Origin of the sequence: Streptomyces noursei (genome assembly GCF_001646665.1) — a bacterium.
GTDB classification, from domain to species: Bacteria; Actinomycetota; Actinomycetes; order Streptomycetales; family Streptomycetaceae; genus Streptomyces; species Streptomyces lavendulocolor.
Genome location: NZ_LWBU01000363.1, coordinates 37,375 through 53,344, shown reverse-complemented (window position 1 = coordinate 53,344; position 15,970 = coordinate 37,375). Strand labels below are relative to the sequence as shown.

Sequence of the window (15,970 nt, the reverse complement as noted above, 5' to 3'; positions counted from 1 at the left end):
ACGCGCCCGCCGACGGAGGGAAACGTTCCGGCGGCGTGTCAGCGGCTCAGCACTCGATGATGTTGACCGCCAGACCGCCGCGCGCGGTCTCCTTGTACTTGACGCTCATGTCGGCGCCCGTCTCCTTCATGGTCTTGATGACCTTGTCCAGGGAGACCTTGTGGCTGCCGTCGCCGCGCATCGCCATGCGGGCCGCCGTGACCGCCTTGACCGCGGCCATGCCGTTGCGCTCGATGCACGGGATCTGGACCAGGCCGCCCACCGGGTCGCAGGTCAGGCCCAGGTTGTGCTCCATGCCGATCTCGGCGGCGTTCTCCACCTGCTCCGGGCTGCCGCCCAGCACCTCGGCGAGCGCGCCCGCCGCCATCGAGCAGGCCGAGCCGACCTCGCCCTGGCAGCCGACCTCGGCGCCGGAGATGGAGGCGTTCTCCTTGAAGAGCATGCCGATCGCGCCCGCGGCCAGCAGGAAGCGGACCACGCCCTCCTCGTCGGCGCCGGGCACGAAGTTCATGTAGTAGTGCAGGACGGCCGGGATGATGCCGGCGGCCCCGTTGGTGGGGGCGGTGACGACCCGGCCGCCGGCGGCGTTCTCCTCGTTCACGGCCATGGCGTAGAGCGTGATCCACTCCATGGAGAGGGCCAGCGGGTCGCCCTCGGAGCGGAGCTTGCGCGCGGTGTTCGCGGCGCGGCGGCGGACCTTCAGGCCGCCGGGGAGGATGCCCTCGCGGGACATGCCGCGGTCCACGCACGCCTGCATCACGCGCCAGATGTCGAGCAGGCCCGCACGGATCTCGTCCTCCGTGCGCCAGGCCTTCTCGTTCTCCAGCATCAGCGCGGAGATCGACAGGCCGGTCTCCTTGGTGAGCCGCAGCAGCTCGTCACCGGTGCGGAAGGGGTACTTCAGCACGGTGTCGTCGGGGACGATCGGGTTCTCGCCCGCCACGGCGTCCTCGTCCACGACGAACCCGCCGCCGACCGAGTAGTACGTCTTCTCCAGCAGGGTGGCGCCCTCGGCGTCGTACGCCCACAGGGTCATGCCGTTGGCGTGGTACGGCAGCGCCTTGCGGCGGTGCAGGACCAGGTCCTCGTCGAAGTCGAAGCCGATCTCGTGGGCGCCCAGCAGGTTGATGCGCCCGGTCGTGCGGATCCGCTCGACCTGCTCGTCGGCGGTCTCGACGTCGACCGTGCGCGGCGAGTTCCCCTCCAGGCCCAGGAGGACGGCCTTGGGGGTGCCGTGGCCGTGGCCGGTGGCGCCCAGCGAGCCGTACAGCTCGGCGCGCAGCGAGACGGTCGGGGCGAGCAGGCCCTCGTTCTTCAGCCGGCGGGCGAACATCCGGGCGGCCCGCATGGGGCCCACCGTGTGGGAGCTGGACGGGCCGATGCCGATCGAGAACAGGTCGAAGACCGAGATGGCCACGGGGGGACTCCTTGGTTGGAAGACGTCGCTGTCTGCCGGGGTGGTGCAGGGACAACGGGGTGGGGCGGAAGAGCGGGGCAAGGGACGGGGCACCGCACTCACTGTCCAGTGTGCGCGGTGCCCCGCAGATCAGTCTGTTGCGTACCTAACGCCGTAAGGGCTACAGACCAGGGTAAAGCGGGTGCTTCGCGGCGAGCGCCGAGACCCGGGCCTTGAGCGCGTCAGCGTCGTAGGACGGCTTCAGCGTCTCGGCGATGATGTCGGCGACCTCGGTGAAGTCCTCGGTCTGGAACCCGCGGGTGGCCAGGGCCGGCGTGCCGATCCGCAGACCCGAGGTGACCATCGGGGGCCGCGGGTCGTTCGGGATCGCGTTGCGGTTGACCGTGATGCCGACCTCGTGGAGGCGGTCCTCGGCCTGCTGGCCGTCCAGCTCGCTGTTGCGCAGGTCGACCAGGACCAGGTGCACGTCGGTGCCGCCGGTCAGGACCGACACGCCGTGCTCGGTGACGTCCGGCTGGACCAGGCGCTCGGCCAGGATGCGGGCGCCGTCCAGGGTGCGCTGCTGGCGCTCCTTGAAGTCGTCGCTCGCGGCGACCTTGAAGGCCACGGCCTTGGCGGCGATCACGTGCTCCAGCGGGCCGCCCTGCTGGCCGGGGAAGACCGCGGAGTTGATCTTCTTGGCGAGCTCGGCCGTGGAAAGGATCACGCCACCGCGCGGGCCGCCCAGCGTCTTGTGGGTCGTGGTGGTGACCACGTGGGCGTGCGGCACCGGGTTGGGGTGCAGACCGGCGGCGACGAGGCCCGCGAAGTGGGCCATGTCGACCATCAGGTACGCGCCGACCTCGTCCGCGATCCGGCGGAAGGCGGCGAAGTCCAGCTGGCGGGGGTAGGCCGACCAGCCGGCGACGATCAGCTTGGGCTTGGACTCCTTGGCCAGGCGCTCGACCTCGGCCATGTCGACCTGACCGGTCGCGTCGTCGACGTGGTACGCGACGACGTCGTACAGCTTGCCGGAGAAGTTGATCTTCATGCCGTGGGTCAGGTGACCACCGTGGGCCAGGTTCAGGCCCATGATCGTGTCGCCCGGCTTCAGCAGCGCGAACATCGCGGCCGCGTTGGCCTGCGCACCCGAGTGCGGCTGGACGTTCGCGTGCTCGGCGCCGAAGAGGCCCTTGACGCGGTCGATGGCGATCTGCTCGACCACGTCGACGTGCTCGCAGCCGCCGTAGTAGCGGCGGCCGGGGTAGCCCTCGGCGTACTTGTTGGTCAGGACGGAGCCCTGCGCCTCCATGACCGCGACCGGAGCGAAGTTCTCCGAGGCGATCATCTCGAGGGTGGACTGCTGGCGGTGGAGCTCGGCGTCGACGGCGGCGGCGACGTCCGGGTCCAGCTCGTGGAGAGGGGTGTTCAGAAGCGACATCGGGGAGGGTCCTTAGCTGCCGGAGAACTCGGTGTACTCGTCGGCGGAGAGCAGGTCCTTCGGCTCCTCCGTGACGCGTACCTTGAACAGCCAGCCGCCCTCGAACGGGGCGGTGTTCACCAGCGACGGGTCGTCGACGACGTCCTGGTTCGCCTCGACGACCTCGCCGGTCACCGGGGAGTACAGGTCGCTGACGGACTTGGTCGACTCCAGCTCACCACAGGTCTCGCCCGCGGTCACCGTGTCGCCGACCGCCGGGAGCTGGACGTACACGACGTCGCCGAGGGCGTTCGCCGCGTGCTCCGTGATGCCGACCGTCGACACGCCGTCCTCGGCGGCCGACAGCCACTCGTGCTCCTTGCTGTAGCGCAGCTGCTGGGGGTTGCTCATGACTGGGATTCTCCTGTACGCGGGGGAGTGCTGGTGAACGGGGGAGTGGTGCGGGTGGTCACTTCTGGCGCTTGTAGAAGGGCAGCGCCACGACCTCGTACGGCTCATGGGTACCGCGGATGTCGACCCCGACCCCCTCGGTACCCGGCGCGGCGTGCGCCGCGTCCACGTACGCCATGGCGATGGGGCTGCCCAGCGTCGGCGACGGCGCGCCCGAGGTGACCTCGCCGATCACCGTGCCGTCCGCCACGACCGACATCCCGGCGCGCGGCACCCGGCGGCCCTGGGCGACCAGGCCGACCAGCTTGCGCGGCGGGGCGATCCGGGCCCGCTCGGCGGCGGCCGTCAGGGCCTCCCGGCCCACGAAGTCGCCCTCCTTCTCGAACTTGACCACCCGGCCCAGACCCGCGTCGAACGGGGTGAGGGCGGTCGTCAGCTCGTGCCCGTACAGCGGCATGCCCGCCTCCAGGCGCAGCGTGTCGCGGCAGGACAGGCCGCACGGGATCAGGCCGGCACCGGCCCCCGCCTCGGTCAGCGCCTGCCACAGCTCCTCCGCGTACCGCGGCTCCACGAACAGCTCGAAGCCGTCCTCGCCGGTGTAGCCGGTGCGGGCGATCAGCGCCGGGACGCCCGCCACGGTGCCCGGGAGGCCCGCGTAGTACTTCAGGCCGTCCAGGTCGGCGTCCGTGAGCGACTTCAGGATGCCGGGCGACTCCGGGCCCTGGACGGCGAGCAGCGCGTAGGCGTCGCGGTCGTCGCGGACGGCGGCGTCGAACCCGGCGGCGCGGGCGGTGAGCGCGTCGAGGACGATCTGCGCGTTCGAGGCGTTGGCGACGACCATGTACTCGGTCTCGCCGAGCCGGTACACGATCAGGTCGTCGAGGATGCCGCCGTCCTCCTGGCAGATCATCGTGTAGCGGGCCCGGCCGGTGCCGACGCTGCCGATGTTGCCGACGAGCGCGTAGTTCAGGAAGTCCGCGGCCTGCGGCCCTGTGACGGTGATCTCACCCATGTGGGAGAGGTCGAAGAGTCCGGCCTTCGTACGGACGGCGTTGTGCTCGTCGCGCTCGCTCCCGTACCGCAGCGGCATGTCCCAGCCCGCGAAGTCGGTCATGGTCGCGCCCAGCGCACGATGCACGGCATCGAGGGCGGTCAGGCGGGGGGCAGTGCTCATGGATGTGGCTCCCAGGTCCCAGGACGGGCATGGCTCGAAGACGATCCTCCCCATCTGTCATCGGAACCTGAGAGGTTCACCGTGACCGTACGGGGACGGTCCTCGGCTTGCACCTTGGGTGGAGCCGCCACGGCGGCCCGCTTTTCAGATCTGCCTCATCCACGCGGTACGGGGCCTGAGAGATTCAAGGGAGGAACTTGCTCCTTCGGCGCCCGGGCGGGACCCGGGACTCTCCCGCGCGGATTCAAGCGGCCGGTATGCGGTTGTGGCGCAACGGTGTGCGTCGGCGCGCACATCATTGCACGAGGGTTCTCCTCGGCAAATCGCTTGTGGCTTATTACCCTTTCTTTACACTTCTTGGGCAAGGGTCGGGTCAGCCGACCCAGGGATCCGACAGGGCCCTAGCAGGGGGAGTAGCGATGACGTTGCAGCACAGCGGGGCGTACGCGACGACCGCGGGCGTGCCCGCCCAGCCGGGCCTGCCCGCGCGGGGCCGTGCGGCGGCCCGCGCGCTGCCGGTCGTGCGCGACCTGCGGGACCGGCACGGCCGCGTCCCCCGGACGCTGACCTTCGCGGCCGGCGACCTGGTGGTCGTGTCGGGCCTGCCGGGCAGCGGCAAGTCCACGCTGATCGCCCGGACGGCCCAGGGCCGCGGCATCGACTCCCAGGACGCCCGGGAGCGCTGGGAGCGCCGGATGCCCGCCCTCCTGCCGTACGCCGTCTACCGCCCCCTCGTCCGGCTCGCGCACTACGCGGGGCTGTGGCGGGCACTGCGCTCCGGCGCCCCCGTCGTCGTCCACGACTGCGGCACGCAGGCCTGGGTGCGTCGCTGGCTCGCCCGGGAGGCCGCGCGGCGGGGCCGCTCCCTGCACCTGCTCCTGCTGGACGTCACGCCCGGCACGGCCCGGGAGGGCCAGCGCGAGCGGGGCCGCGGCGTGTCCGGGTACGCCTTCCACCGCCACCGCAGGGCGGTCGGCCGGCTGGTGCGGGACGCCGAGCGGGGCGCCGTGCCGCGCGGCTGCGCCTCCGCCGTCCTGATGGACCGGCCGGCGGCGTCCGCGCTCACCCGGATCGCGTTCCTCTGATCCACCCCGCGGGCGATCCGTCGCGCGGGCGCCCGCGTTAGGGTGCTGCGGGCAGCGACACGCACGCGCGGGAAGGACCGGGAGCACCTGTGGACACTGCATGGCCGGGCAACGAGCTGGAAGAGGTGCTCGCCGCCTCGCTCGGCAACCCCGCGGCGGGAGGACGGATCGTCGAGGTGCTGGGCCGCAGCAACGTCTGGGTGCCGCTGCCCGCCGGCGGCGGCCCCGACAGCCCGGACCTCGACCTGCCGGCCCTGGAGATCGACGGGCAGGCGTACGTGCCGGTCTTCAGCTCCGAGGCGCAGTTCGCCCAGTGCGTCGGCGCCCACATGGCGTACGCCGTCGCCCCGGCCGTCGAGTTCGCGCGCGGGCTGCCGCCCCAGCTCGGCATCGCCGTGAACCCCGGCGGCGCCGTCGGCGTCCCGCTGCCCCCGCTCGTCGTCGCCGAACTGTGCCGGACCGGCCGCACCCCGCTGGACGGGCCGGCGAGCGGCGCCCGGGTGCGGCTGTTCGAGCCCGACTGGCAGGAGGACCCGGTCGACTTCCTGTCCGCCGCCGCCGCCGAGTTCGACGCGACCGGCACGGTCCTGACGGCCCGCCGCTGCCTGGCCAGCGTCGAGGGCGACAGCCCGGCCCTCTTCGTCGGCGTCCAGCTCTCCTCCTGGGAGGGCGCCGAGCGCAACGTACCGATGGACGCCCTCGGCCGGGCCCTGGGGCGCGTCCAGGTGCCGTGGCCGGTCAACCTGGTACTGCTCGACATCGCACAGGACCCGGTGGGCGACTGGATGCTGGAGAAGGTACGGCCCTTCTACCAGCGCGGGCACGCATAAGCTGGTCGGGTGGACGGAAGAGGGGCGGGACCCAGGGTGAGCGCGTCAGGCACCGCGGCGGCCGGGCAGGTCGAGCACATGCTGAGCCAGGTGACGCCCGGGCGCTACGACGCGTACGAGCAGCTCCTGCACGCCCTCGCCGAAGGCCGGCTGTGGATGCTGCTGTGGCACGGCCGGGCGGGCTCGCCCGACGCCCAGTACGGGAACATGGAGGTCGACGGCCTCGGCTACGCCCCGTGCGTCACCTCCGCCCAGGAACTCGCCGTCTCCGGCTGGAACCGTGCCCACGAGGTCGTCGGCGGCCGTGACATCGCCCGCGCCCTCTACCCCGACCGCTGGGGCATCTGGCTCAACCCGCACGCCCCGGGTGGCGGCGTCGGCATCCCGTGGCCCGACCTGCGCCGCATCGCCACCGGCCTGGACCGGATGCCCGCCGGTCCGCTGAAGCTGTCCGAGCCGGGCATCCAGATCCCGCAGTTCTACGCCCTGCTCACGCAGAACGCCCACCGCACCCCGGCCGTCCGCTCCCTGCGCCGCGCCTGGATCCAGCCCGCCCTGGGGACCCCGTACCTGGCGATCGGCCTGGACCTCTACGACACCGGCCAGGCGTCCGTCGACGCCGTGCGGGCGATGATGCAGCAGTCCGTCGCCGCCGTCCCCGACGGCCTGCCCGTCTCCACGGTGGCCATGTCCGACGAGTACGACCCGGTCACCATGTGGCTGCGGGCCAACGCCCGCCCCTTCTACGACCGCGAGGCGCACGCCACCGCCCCCGTCGTCCCCGGCACCGGGTACGGCTACCCGCCCCGCGCCTGACCCCGCCGCGCGCCCGACCCGACGCGCGCCCCCTACGCGCCCCCGCGCCCGACTCCGCGCCCGGCCCGTCCCCGGCCGGCGGGCAGTGCCGGGGGCCGCGCGGCCGTGTGCCCGTTTCGGTGGAATACAGGCCGAGTTGGTCCGCTGAGTCGATCACCCCGTCCGGATAACGGAAGCCGACGACCCGCATCACGGTTGCGCAAACATTCCCGGTGAGGTCTGGCGGGTGATCGTGAACCCATTGAAGACTCCCCCTAACCAGGGGTGGTCGCACATGCGTGCAGCGCATTCGCGCATCCCCTGAACGGACCGCACCGCAGATCCGGGCGGACCGTCGAGCACTGTCGGCGACCGTCGGCACGGGCGAGCACGAGGGACGATGACCGCACCCATTGAGACCACCGGATCACAGGCCGAGGCGGCGCCCGAGGCCGTACTCGAAGGCGTGAAGTCCAAGCAGATCGAGGGTCGTTCACTCGGTCAGATCGCCTGGACCCGCTTCAAGCGGGACAAGCTGGCCGTCACCGGCGGCGTCATCGTCATCCTGCTCATCCTGGTCGCCGTGCTGTCCCGGCCGCTGCAGTCGCTGCTGGGCCTGGACCCGAACGCCTTCCAGCAGGACCTGGTCGATCCCAACACCTCCCTGCCCAAGGGCGGCTTCGGCGGGATGAGCTGGGACCACCCGCTGGGCGTCGACCCGAAGTTCGGCCGCGACATCCTGGCCCGCATCCTCGAGGGGTCCTGGGTCTCGCTGGTCGTCGCCTTCGGCGCGACGGTCCTGTCCAACGTCATCGGCGTGGTCCTCGGCCTCATCGCCGGGTACTACGGCGGCCGGGTGGACACGTTCATCAGCCGGCTGATGGACACCTTCCTGGCCTTCCCGCTGCTGCTGTTCGCCATCGCCATCTCGGCGACCCTGCAGGGCGGCGCCTTCGGTCTGGAGGGCCTGCCGCTGCACATCAGCGTGCTCATCTTCGTCATCGGGTTCTTCAACTGGCCCTACATGGCGCGTATCGTGCGCGGCCAGACCCTGGCCCTGCGGGAACGGGAGTTCATCGACGCCTCGCGCGGGATGGGGGCCAAGGGCCCGTACATCCTCTTCCGCGAGCTGCTCCCGAACCTCGTGGGACCGATCACGGTCTACGCGACACTGCTCATTCCGACCAACATCATCTTCGAGGCGTCGCTCAGCTTCCTCGGCGTCGGAATCCAGCCACCGCAGGCTTCGTGGGGCGGCATGCTGAGGGAGGCGGTCACCTTCTTCGAGGTGGATCCGCAGTTCATGCTCGTCCCCGGTCTCGCGATCTTCATCACCGTACTGGCCTTCAACCTGCTCGGTGATGGCCTTCGGGACGCTCTCGACCCGCGCAGCCGCTGACGTCTGCCACGTCATCCGCGGCGGCTGCACCACCGGCCGGGACCGTACCGGCACTTTTCCGAATACAAAGGGGAGTTCGACGAAAATGCGAAGGTCAGCAGTGGCCGCGATCGCGGTCGTCAGCAGTGCCAGCCTGCTCCTCGCGGGCTGCAGCAAGGCGGACGACGGCGGCTCGGACAACAAGGGCAACGCCAAGGCGAACGCCGCGACGACCGGTGTCGTCAACGTCTCGGACAAGAAGGGCGGCACGGTCACCTACGCGATGGCCGACGCCCCCGAGTCGTTCGACCCGGGCAACACGTACTACGCCTTCATCTACAACTTCAGCCGCCTGTACGCGCGTCCGCTGACGACCTTCAAGCCGGCCCCCGGCGAGAAGGGCAACGAGCTGGTGCCGGACCTCGCCGAGGGCATGGGTGCCCCCAGCGACGGCGGCAAGACCTGGACGTACAAGATCCGCAAGGGCGTGAAGTACAGCGACGGCACGCCGGTCACGGCCAAGGACGTCAAGTACGCCGTCGAGCGCTCCAACTTCGCCCGTGACGTGATCTCGCTGGGCCCGAACTACTTCCAGCAGCTCCTCGACGACCCGGCCAAGTACAAGGGTCCGTACAAGGACAAGAGCGAGAAGGGCCTGGCGTCCATCCAGACGCCGGACGACCACACCATCGTCTTCAAGCTCAACAAGCCGTTCGCGGACTTCGACTACCTGGTCAGCGCCCCGCAGACCGCCCCGGTGCCGAGGGCCAAGGACAAGGGCGTGGACTACACCAAGTCCATCGTGTCGTCGGGCTCGTACAAGTTCGAGACCTACCAGGACGGCAAGCAGGTCACGCTCGTCCGCAACGAGCACTGGGACGCCAAGACCGACCCGCTGCGCAAGCAGTACCCGGACAAGATCGTCCTGAACCTCAAGGTCAACCAGGCCACCATCGACAAGGACCTGCTCGCCGGTGACATCGTCGCCGACCTGGCCGGCCGCGGTGTCGACACCCAGACCCAGGCCCAGATCCTGGCCAAGGCGGACCTGAAGGCCAACACCGACAACGCGCTCGGCGGCCGCCTCGTCTACACGGCGATCAACAGCAAGGTGAAGCCGTTCGACAACGTCGAGTGCCGCAAGGCCGTGCAGTACGCCATCGACAAGGTCTCCGTGCAGACCGCCATGGGCGGTCCGATCCGCGGCGACATCGCCTCGACGGTGCTGCCGACGGACATCCCCGGCTACCAGAAGTTCGACACGTACGCCACGCCGGACAACAAGGGTGACGTCGCCAAGGCCAAGGAGCACCTGAAGGCCTGCGGCCAGGAGAAGATCTCCACCTTCATCTCCGCCCGCAGCGACCGCCAGAGCGAGGTCGACGCCGCCACCGCCGTCGTGCAGGCGCTGAAGAAGGCCGGCATCGACGCCAAGATCAAGCAGTACCCGTCGTCCAAGTACTTCTCGGACTACGCCGGTGTCCCGTCCTTCACCAAGAAGGAGAACATCGGTCTGATCATGATGCAGTGGGGTGCCGACTGGCCGACCGGCTACGGCTACCTCCAGCAGATCGTGCACGGCAAGGCCATCGGCCAGTCCGGCAACACCAACCTCTCCGAGCTGAACGACCCGGCGATCAACAAGCTGCTGGACGACGCCATCGCCAACACGGACGAGAACGCCCGCAACGCGGCCTACGCCGAGATCGACAAGAAGGTCATGGACCAGGCGGTCATCGTCCCGCTGTCCTACTTCAAGGTCCTGCTCTACCGCTCGCCGCAGGGCACCAACATGGTCTCCACGGCAGCCTTCAGCGGCCAGTACGACTACCTCAACATCGGCACCACGAAGAAGTAGCCCCGGAAGGCAGGTGAAGGCATTGGTGCCCGCGGGCCCACGCGTACTCCGCGCGGCCCGCGGGCACCGGCGCCGGTCCCCGTGATCTCGTACATCATCCGCCGGCTGATCGCGGCAGTGATCCTGCTGCTGGTCGTCACGGCGGTCACCTTCGGCATCTTCTTCATCCTGCCGAAGCTGGCCGGACAGACCGCCGATCAGCTCGCCCAGCAGTACATCGGCAAGAACCCCACGCCCGAGGACATCGAGGCGGTCAAGCGGAACCTCGGCCTCGACGACCCGGTCTACGTCCAGTACTGGGACTTCGTCAGGGGAATCGTCACCGGCGCCACGTATGAGCGGGGACCCGCCACCGTGCGGTGCGACATGCCCTGCTTCGGCTACTCCTTCAAGACCAACCTGGAGGTCTGGCCGGAGCTCGTCGACCGGCTCCCGATCACCATCTCCCTCGCCATCGGCGCGGCGGTGCTCTGGCTGGTGTCCGGCATCGTCGTCGGCGTCATCTCGGCCCTCAAGCCCGGCTCGTTCTTCGACCGGGCCGCCATGGGCGGCGCCCTCGCCGGCGTCTCGCTGCCGATCTTCTTCACCGCCCAGCTCTTCCTGCTGCTCTTCAGCTACAAGCTGGAGATCTTCGGGCGGACGTACGTCCCGTTCACCGAGAACCCCTCCCAGTGGGCCAACACGCTCTTCCTGCCGTGGTGCTCGCTCGCCCTGCTCTACGCGGCGATCTACGCCCGGCTCACCCGCTCCGGGATGCTGGAGGCGATGAGCGAGGACTTCATCCGCACCGCCCGCGCCAAGGGCATGCGGGAGCGCCGGGTCGTCGCCAAGCACGGCCTGCGGGCCGCCCTCACCCCGATCGTCACCGTCTTCGGCATGGACATCGGCCTGCTGCTCGGCGGCGCCGTCATCACCGAGTCGGTGTACTCGCTGCACGGCATCGGCGAGTACGCGGTGCAGTCGATCGTCGCCAACGACCTGCCGCCCATCCTGGGCGTCACCCTGCTCGCGGCGTTCTTCGTCGTCTTCCTCAACCTCGTGGTTGACCTTCTGTACGCCGTCGTCGACCCGCGCGTGAGGGTGTCATGACCGAACTGTCCAAGACCGGCGCCGTGGTGGAGGACCGCCCCGGCACCTCCGAGCCGCGCGCCTTCCTCGACGTGCGCGACCTCAAGGTCCACTTCCCGACCGACGACGGCCTGGTCAAGTCCGTGGACGGGCTCTCCTTCCAGCTGGAGAAGGGCAGGACCCTCGGCGTGGTCGGCGAGTCCGGCTCCGGCAAGTCCGTCACCTCGCTCGCCGTCATGGGCCTTCACCGGCTCGGCGCGCGCGGCAAGAACGTCCGGATGAGCGGCGAGATCTGGCTCGACGGCAAGGAACTGGTGGGCGCCGACCCGGACGAAGTGCGGCGGCTGCGGGGCCGCGAGATGGCGATGATCTTCCAGGACCCGCTGTCCGCGATGCACCCGTACTACACGGTCGGCAACCAGATCGTGGAGGCGTACCGCATCCACAACAAGGTGACCAAGAAGGTCGCCCGCACCCGAGCCATCGAGATGCTGGACCGGGTCGGCATCCCCGAGCCCGGCAAGCGCGTGGACTCCTACCCGCACGAGTTCTCCGGCGGCATGCGCCAGCGCGCGATGATCGCGATGGCGCTGGTCAACAACCCCGAGCTGCTGATCGCCGACGAGCCGACGACCGCGCTGGACGTCACCGTCCAGGCGCAGATCCTCGACCTCATCCGCGACCTGCAGAAGGAGTTCGGCTCGGCCGTCGTCATCATCACGCACGACCTCGGCGTGGTGGCCGAGATCGCCGACGACATCCTGGTGATGTACGGCGGCCGGTGCGTGGAGCGCGGCCCGGTCGACAAGATCTTCTACGAGCCGCAGCACCCCTACACCTGGGGCCTGCTCGGCTCGATGCCCCGCATCGACCGGGAGCAGACCGACCGGCTCATCCCGGTCAAGGGCCAGCCGCCGTCCCTCATCAACGTCCCGAGCGGCTGCGCCTTCAACCCGCGCTGCCCGTACGCGGACGTGCCCAAGGACGGCATCACCCGCACCGAGCGTCCCGAACTGCGTGAAGTGGGCTCCGGCCACTTCTCGGCCTGCCACATGGACCAGGCGGAGCGCACGCGGATCTGGACCGAAGAGATTGCGCCGAAGCTGTGACCAACGAACCGACGCGTACCGACTCCGGCCCCCTCCTCAAGGTCGAGGGCCTGGTCAAACACTTCCCCATCAAGAAGGGCCTGCTCCAGCGGCAGGTCGGTGCCGTCAAGGCCGTCGACGGCATCGACTTCGAGGTGTACCGCGGGGAGACCCTCGGCGTGGTCGGCGAGTCCGGCTGCGGCAAGTCGACCATGGGCCGGCTCATCACGCGGCTGCTGGAGCCCAGCGGCGGCAAGGTCGAGTTCGACGGCACCGACATCACGCACCTGAGCACCGGCGGGATGCGGCCGCTGCGGCGCGACATCCAGATGATCTTCCAGGACCCGTACGGTTCGCTGAACCCCCGGCACACCATCGGCTCGATCGTCTCCGCGCCCTTCCGCCTCCAGGGCGTCGAGCCCGAGGGCGGGGTGAAGAAGGAGGTCCAGGGGCTGCTGGAGCGGGTGGGCCTGAGCCCCGAGCACTACAACCGCTACCCGCACGAGTTCTCCGGCGGCCAGCGCCAGCGCATCGGCATCGCGCGGGCGCTCGCCCTGAAGCCGAGGCTCGTCGTCGCCGACGAGCCGGTCTCGGCGCTGGACGTGTCGATCCAGGCGCAGGTGGTGAACCTGCTGGACGACCTCCAGGAGGAGCTGGGCCTGACGTACGTGATCATCGCCCACGACCTGTCGGTCATCCGGCACGTGTCGGACCGGATCGCGGTGATGTACCTCGGCAAGATCGTGGAGCTGGCGGACCGCACGTCGCTGTACGAGGCGCCGATGCACCCCTACACCAAGGCGCTGATGTCGGCGGTGCCGGTGCCGGACCCGAGGCGGCGGGGCGCCAAGAGCGAGCGGATCCTGCTGAAGGGCGACGTGCCCTCGCCGATCGCCCCGCCGAGCGGGTGCCGGTTCCACACGCGGTGCTGGAAGGCGACGCAGGTCTGCACCGTCCAGGAGCCCCCGCTGCTGGAGCTGGCCCCGGGCCGCCGGGTGGCGTGCCACCACCCGGAGAACGCCCCGGACCAGGCGCCGGGCGACACGGCGCTGGCCTCGGCGGGCGAGGCGATCGAGATCGTCTCCGCGACGAAGTCGTCCGCCGCGGAGGGCTCCGCGTCGCCGGAGCCGTCGGCCCCGGCGGCCCCGGTGATCCCGGCCCCGTCCAAGGAGCCGTCCCCGGACGACGAGGCCCCGAAGAAGCCGTGACCCGCGCGGGGTGGTCCTCCGGGGCCACCCCGACGGACCCCGGTTCCCCGCGGGCGCCACGCCCCGGGCGTCGCCGTGCGCGGGTCGCCCTCCCGGGCGTCGGTCGCCGTGTGTTCCGCGCCCCGGGGCGTCTCCGTGCTCGGGGTGGCCCGCCCCGGCGTCGGTTGCCGTGGGCTCCCCGCCCGGGGGTGTCGCCGTGTTCGGGGTGGCCCGCCCGGTGCCGGTTGCCGTGGGGTCCGCGCCCCTGGCTGTCGCCGTGGTCGGGGTGGCCCGGCCGGTGTCGGTTGCCGTTGGGGGCCGCTCCGTGGCGGGTGTCCCGGGCTCTCCCTCGCAAGCTCGGTCGTTTTACGCCCGGAACACCCCCCACTGCGCGTCCCCCTTCCGGGGTGGGCCCGGGGTGGTTTGCGCCGGTGGGAGGGTGTCGGGGCCGGAGGCGGGGGGTGCTCGGACGTAAGACGAGCGAAGCGAGAGTCCGAGCATCCCCCGCCGCAGGACCCGGCACCCGCCCCCGCCCACCGGCAGAAGCCGAACGGCGAAACGTCCCGCCCACCGGGCAGGCGCCGAACGGCGAAACACCCTGCCGCCACCGGCGCCAGCCGGACGGCTCGGTGGGTGCACCGGCGGGTGACGCGCGGGGGGTGGCGGTCCGGCGGGGGCGGAGCCCCCGGGGGGAACCGGCACAATTGGCCGGTGCTCCAGGAATTCTTCACCCCCTCCGTGCAACACGCCCTCGACCTCGCGGGCATCTTCGTGTTCGCGATCTCCGGCGCCCTGCTCGCCGTGCGCAAGAACTTCGACGTCTTCGGCATCGCCGTCCTCGCCGAGGTCACCGCCCTGGGCGGAGGGCTGTTCCGGGACCTGGTGATCGGTGCCGTGCCTCCCGCGGCCTTCACCGACCTGGGCTATTTCGTCATGCCGCTCGTCGCCACCGTGCTCGTCTTCTTCCTGCACCCGGTCGTGGAGCGGACGCAGGCGGCCGTGAACGTCTTCGACGCCGCGGGGCTCGGGCTGTTCTGCGTCGCCGGGACGACGAAGGCGTACGAGTACGGCCTCGGCCTCACCTTCTCGGCCGTGCTGGGACTGGCGACCGGTGTCGGCGGCGGCGTGCTGCGGGACGTCCTGGCCAATGAGGTGCCGTCGCTGCTGCGCTGGGACCGGGACCTGTACGCCGTGCCGGCCATCGTGGGCGCCACGATGGTCGCGCTCTGCATCCGCTTCGAGATGCTGAACCCTTTCACCAGTGCGCTCGCCGCGGTGACCACCTTCCTGCTGCGCCTGTTGGCGATGCGCTACCACTGGCGGGCGCCCCGGGCGTGGAACCGGCGGTCGACGGCGAGGGAGGAGGAGCAGCTCTCCGGAAAAGCTACCGCTTAGTAATTTCCTGTTGTACTGTGCCGGACATGGACAGCGAGTTCGACCGCGACACCGCGGTGACCCTCCGCGAGCCCGGCGTCTACGACGCGGAGCTCTCCGCAGGCTGGACGATCATCCAGGCCGTCAACGGCGGCTACCTGCTCGCGCTGCTCGGCCGCGCGCTCGGCGAGGCCCTGCCGCACCCGCACCCGTTCACCATCTCGGCGCACTACCTGACGCCGTCGGTGCCGGGCCCCGCGGTCGTGCGGACGGAGACGGTCCGCACCGGCCGCACCCTCTCCACCGGTCAGGCCTCGCTCTTCCAGTACGCGGAGGACGGCACCGAGGTCGAGCGCATCCGGGTCCTCGCCTCCTACGGCGACCTGGACGCCCTCCCCGACGACGTGCGCACGACGGCCAAGCCGCCGGCGATCCCGCCGCGTGAGCACTGCCTCGGCCCGTCCGACGGCCCGGCGCCCATCCCCGGTTCCTCCGCCATCACCGAGCGCCTCGACATCAAGCTCGACCCCACCACCCTGGGCTGGGCGGTGGGCGCCCCGTCCGGCAAGGGCGAGATGCGCGCCTGGTTCGGCCTGGCCGACGGCCGCGAGCCGGACCCGCTGTCCCTGCTCCTCACCGTCGACGCCCTGCCCCCGACCTCGTTCGAGCTGGGCCTGACCGGCTGGACGCCCACCGTGGAGCTCACCACCCACATACGGTGCCGCCCCGCCCCGGGCCCGCTGCGGGTGTCCATCACCACCCGCAACCTCGCGGGCGGTTTCCTGGAGGAGGACGCGGAGGTCTGGGACAGCGCCGACCGGCTCGTCGCCCAGTCCCGCCAGCTCGCCCGCGCGCCCCGGGGTTAGGGCTGCCGCGGGTGGGCGCCCTCACCCGCGCGGGACACGG

General features: G+C 70.8%; 14 protein-coding genes and 1 riboswitch. Of the genes, 10 read left to right on the top strand and 4 right to left on the bottom strand.

Annotated elements, in window-relative coordinates; genetic code table 11:
• Positions 1–46 precede the first annotated feature (46 nt).
• The 4 genes from A4V12_RS25415 to gcvT form a co-directional block, all read right to left on the bottom strand.
• Complete coding sequence (locus A4V12_RS25415; RefSeq protein WP_064071742.1) at positions 47–1,417, bottom strand: L-serine ammonia-lyase; 1,371 nt, start codon at positions 1,415–1,417, stop codon at positions 47–49.
• A 160-nt stretch (positions 1,418–1,577) separates the two neighbouring features.
• The gene (gene glyA / locus A4V12_RS25410) at positions 1,578–2,837 is read right to left on the bottom strand and encodes a serine hydroxymethyltransferase (protein WP_064071741.1); all 1,260 of its coding nucleotides are present in this window, start codon (positions 2,835–2,837) and stop codon (positions 1,578–1,580) included.
• A gap of 12 nt (positions 2,838–2,849) precedes the next feature.
• Complete coding sequence (gcvH, locus tag A4V12_RS25405; protein WP_064071740.1) at positions 2,850–3,227, bottom strand: glycine cleavage system protein GcvH; 378 nt, start codon at positions 3,225–3,227, stop codon at positions 2,850–2,852.
• Positions 3,228–3,285: 58 nt separating this feature from the next.
• Positions 3,286–4,401 carry a glycine cleavage system aminomethyltransferase GcvT gene (gene gcvT / locus A4V12_RS25400; protein WP_064071739.1) on the bottom strand — a complete coding sequence of 372 codons (1,116 nt, stop codon included), beginning with the start codon at positions 4,399–4,401 and terminating at the stop codon, positions 3,286–3,288.
• A gap of 154 nt (positions 4,402–4,555) precedes the next feature.
• Positions 4,556–4,648, bottom strand: a riboswitch (glycine riboswitch).
• A gap of 172 nt (positions 4,649–4,820) precedes the next feature.
• Between gcvT and A4V12_RS25395 the strand changes: the two genes are divergently transcribed.
• The 10 genes from A4V12_RS25395 to A4V12_RS25350 all read left to right on the top strand — a co-directional run bounded on the left by A4V12_RS25395 (position 4,821) and on the right by A4V12_RS25350 (position 15,930).
• Complete coding sequence (locus A4V12_RS25395) at positions 4,821–5,486, top strand: AAA family ATPase (protein ID WP_064071738.1); 666 nt, start codon at positions 4,821–4,823, stop codon at positions 5,484–5,486.
• Between the two features lie 89 nt (positions 5,487–5,575).
• Positions 5,576–6,316, top strand: a complete 741-nt coding sequence (locus A4V12_RS25390) for an enhanced serine sensitivity protein SseB (protein ID WP_064071737.1) — start codon at positions 5,576–5,578, stop codon at positions 6,314–6,316.
• A gap of 36 nt (positions 6,317–6,352) precedes the next feature.
• Positions 6,353–7,132 carry an enhanced serine sensitivity protein SseB C-terminal domain-containing protein gene (locus tag A4V12_RS25385; RefSeq protein WP_064071736.1) on the top strand — a complete coding sequence of 260 codons (780 nt, stop codon included), beginning with the start codon at positions 6,353–6,355 and terminating at the stop codon, positions 7,130–7,132.
• Between the two features lie 379 nt (positions 7,133–7,511).
• Positions 7,512–8,510: an ABC transporter permease gene (locus A4V12_RS25380; protein WP_064071735.1), complete on the top strand. Its 999-nt coding sequence runs from the start codon at positions 7,512–7,514 to the stop codon at positions 8,508–8,510.
• Between the two features lie 85 nt (positions 8,511–8,595).
• Positions 8,596–10,347, top strand: a complete 1,752-nt coding sequence (locus A4V12_RS25375; RefSeq protein ID WP_199831386.1) for an ABC transporter substrate-binding protein — start codon at positions 8,596–8,598, stop codon at positions 10,345–10,347.
• A gap of 81 nt (positions 10,348–10,428) precedes the next feature.
• Positions 10,429–11,436, top strand: coding sequence for an ABC transporter permease (locus A4V12_RS25370; RefSeq protein ID WP_064071733.1), 1,008 nt, complete (start codon positions 10,429–10,431; stop codon positions 11,434–11,436).
• Complete coding sequence (locus tag A4V12_RS25365; RefSeq protein ID WP_064071732.1) at positions 11,433–12,524, top strand: ABC transporter ATP-binding protein; 1,092 nt, start codon at positions 11,433–11,435, stop codon at positions 12,522–12,524. Before A4V12_RS25370 ends, A4V12_RS25365 begins: the two co-directional genes overlap by 4 nt.
• Positions 12,521–13,711 (top strand): ABC transporter ATP-binding protein, encoded by a 1,191-nt coding sequence (locus A4V12_RS25360; RefSeq protein ID WP_064071731.1) that lies wholly within the window; start codon positions 12,521–12,523, stop codon positions 13,709–13,711. Before A4V12_RS25365 ends, A4V12_RS25360 begins: the two co-directional genes overlap by 4 nt.
• 690 nt (positions 13,712–14,401) lie before the next feature.
• On the top strand, positions 14,402–15,085 hold the full coding sequence (locus tag A4V12_RS25355) for a trimeric intracellular cation channel family protein (protein WP_064071730.1): 684 nt from the start codon (positions 14,402–14,404) through the stop codon (positions 15,083–15,085).
• A 26-nt stretch (positions 15,086–15,111) separates the two neighbouring features.
• Positions 15,112–15,930, top strand: coding sequence for a thioesterase family protein (locus tag A4V12_RS25350; RefSeq protein ID WP_064071891.1), 819 nt, complete (start codon positions 15,112–15,114; stop codon positions 15,928–15,930).
• The last annotated feature ends 40 nt before the right edge of the window (positions 15,931–15,970 follow it).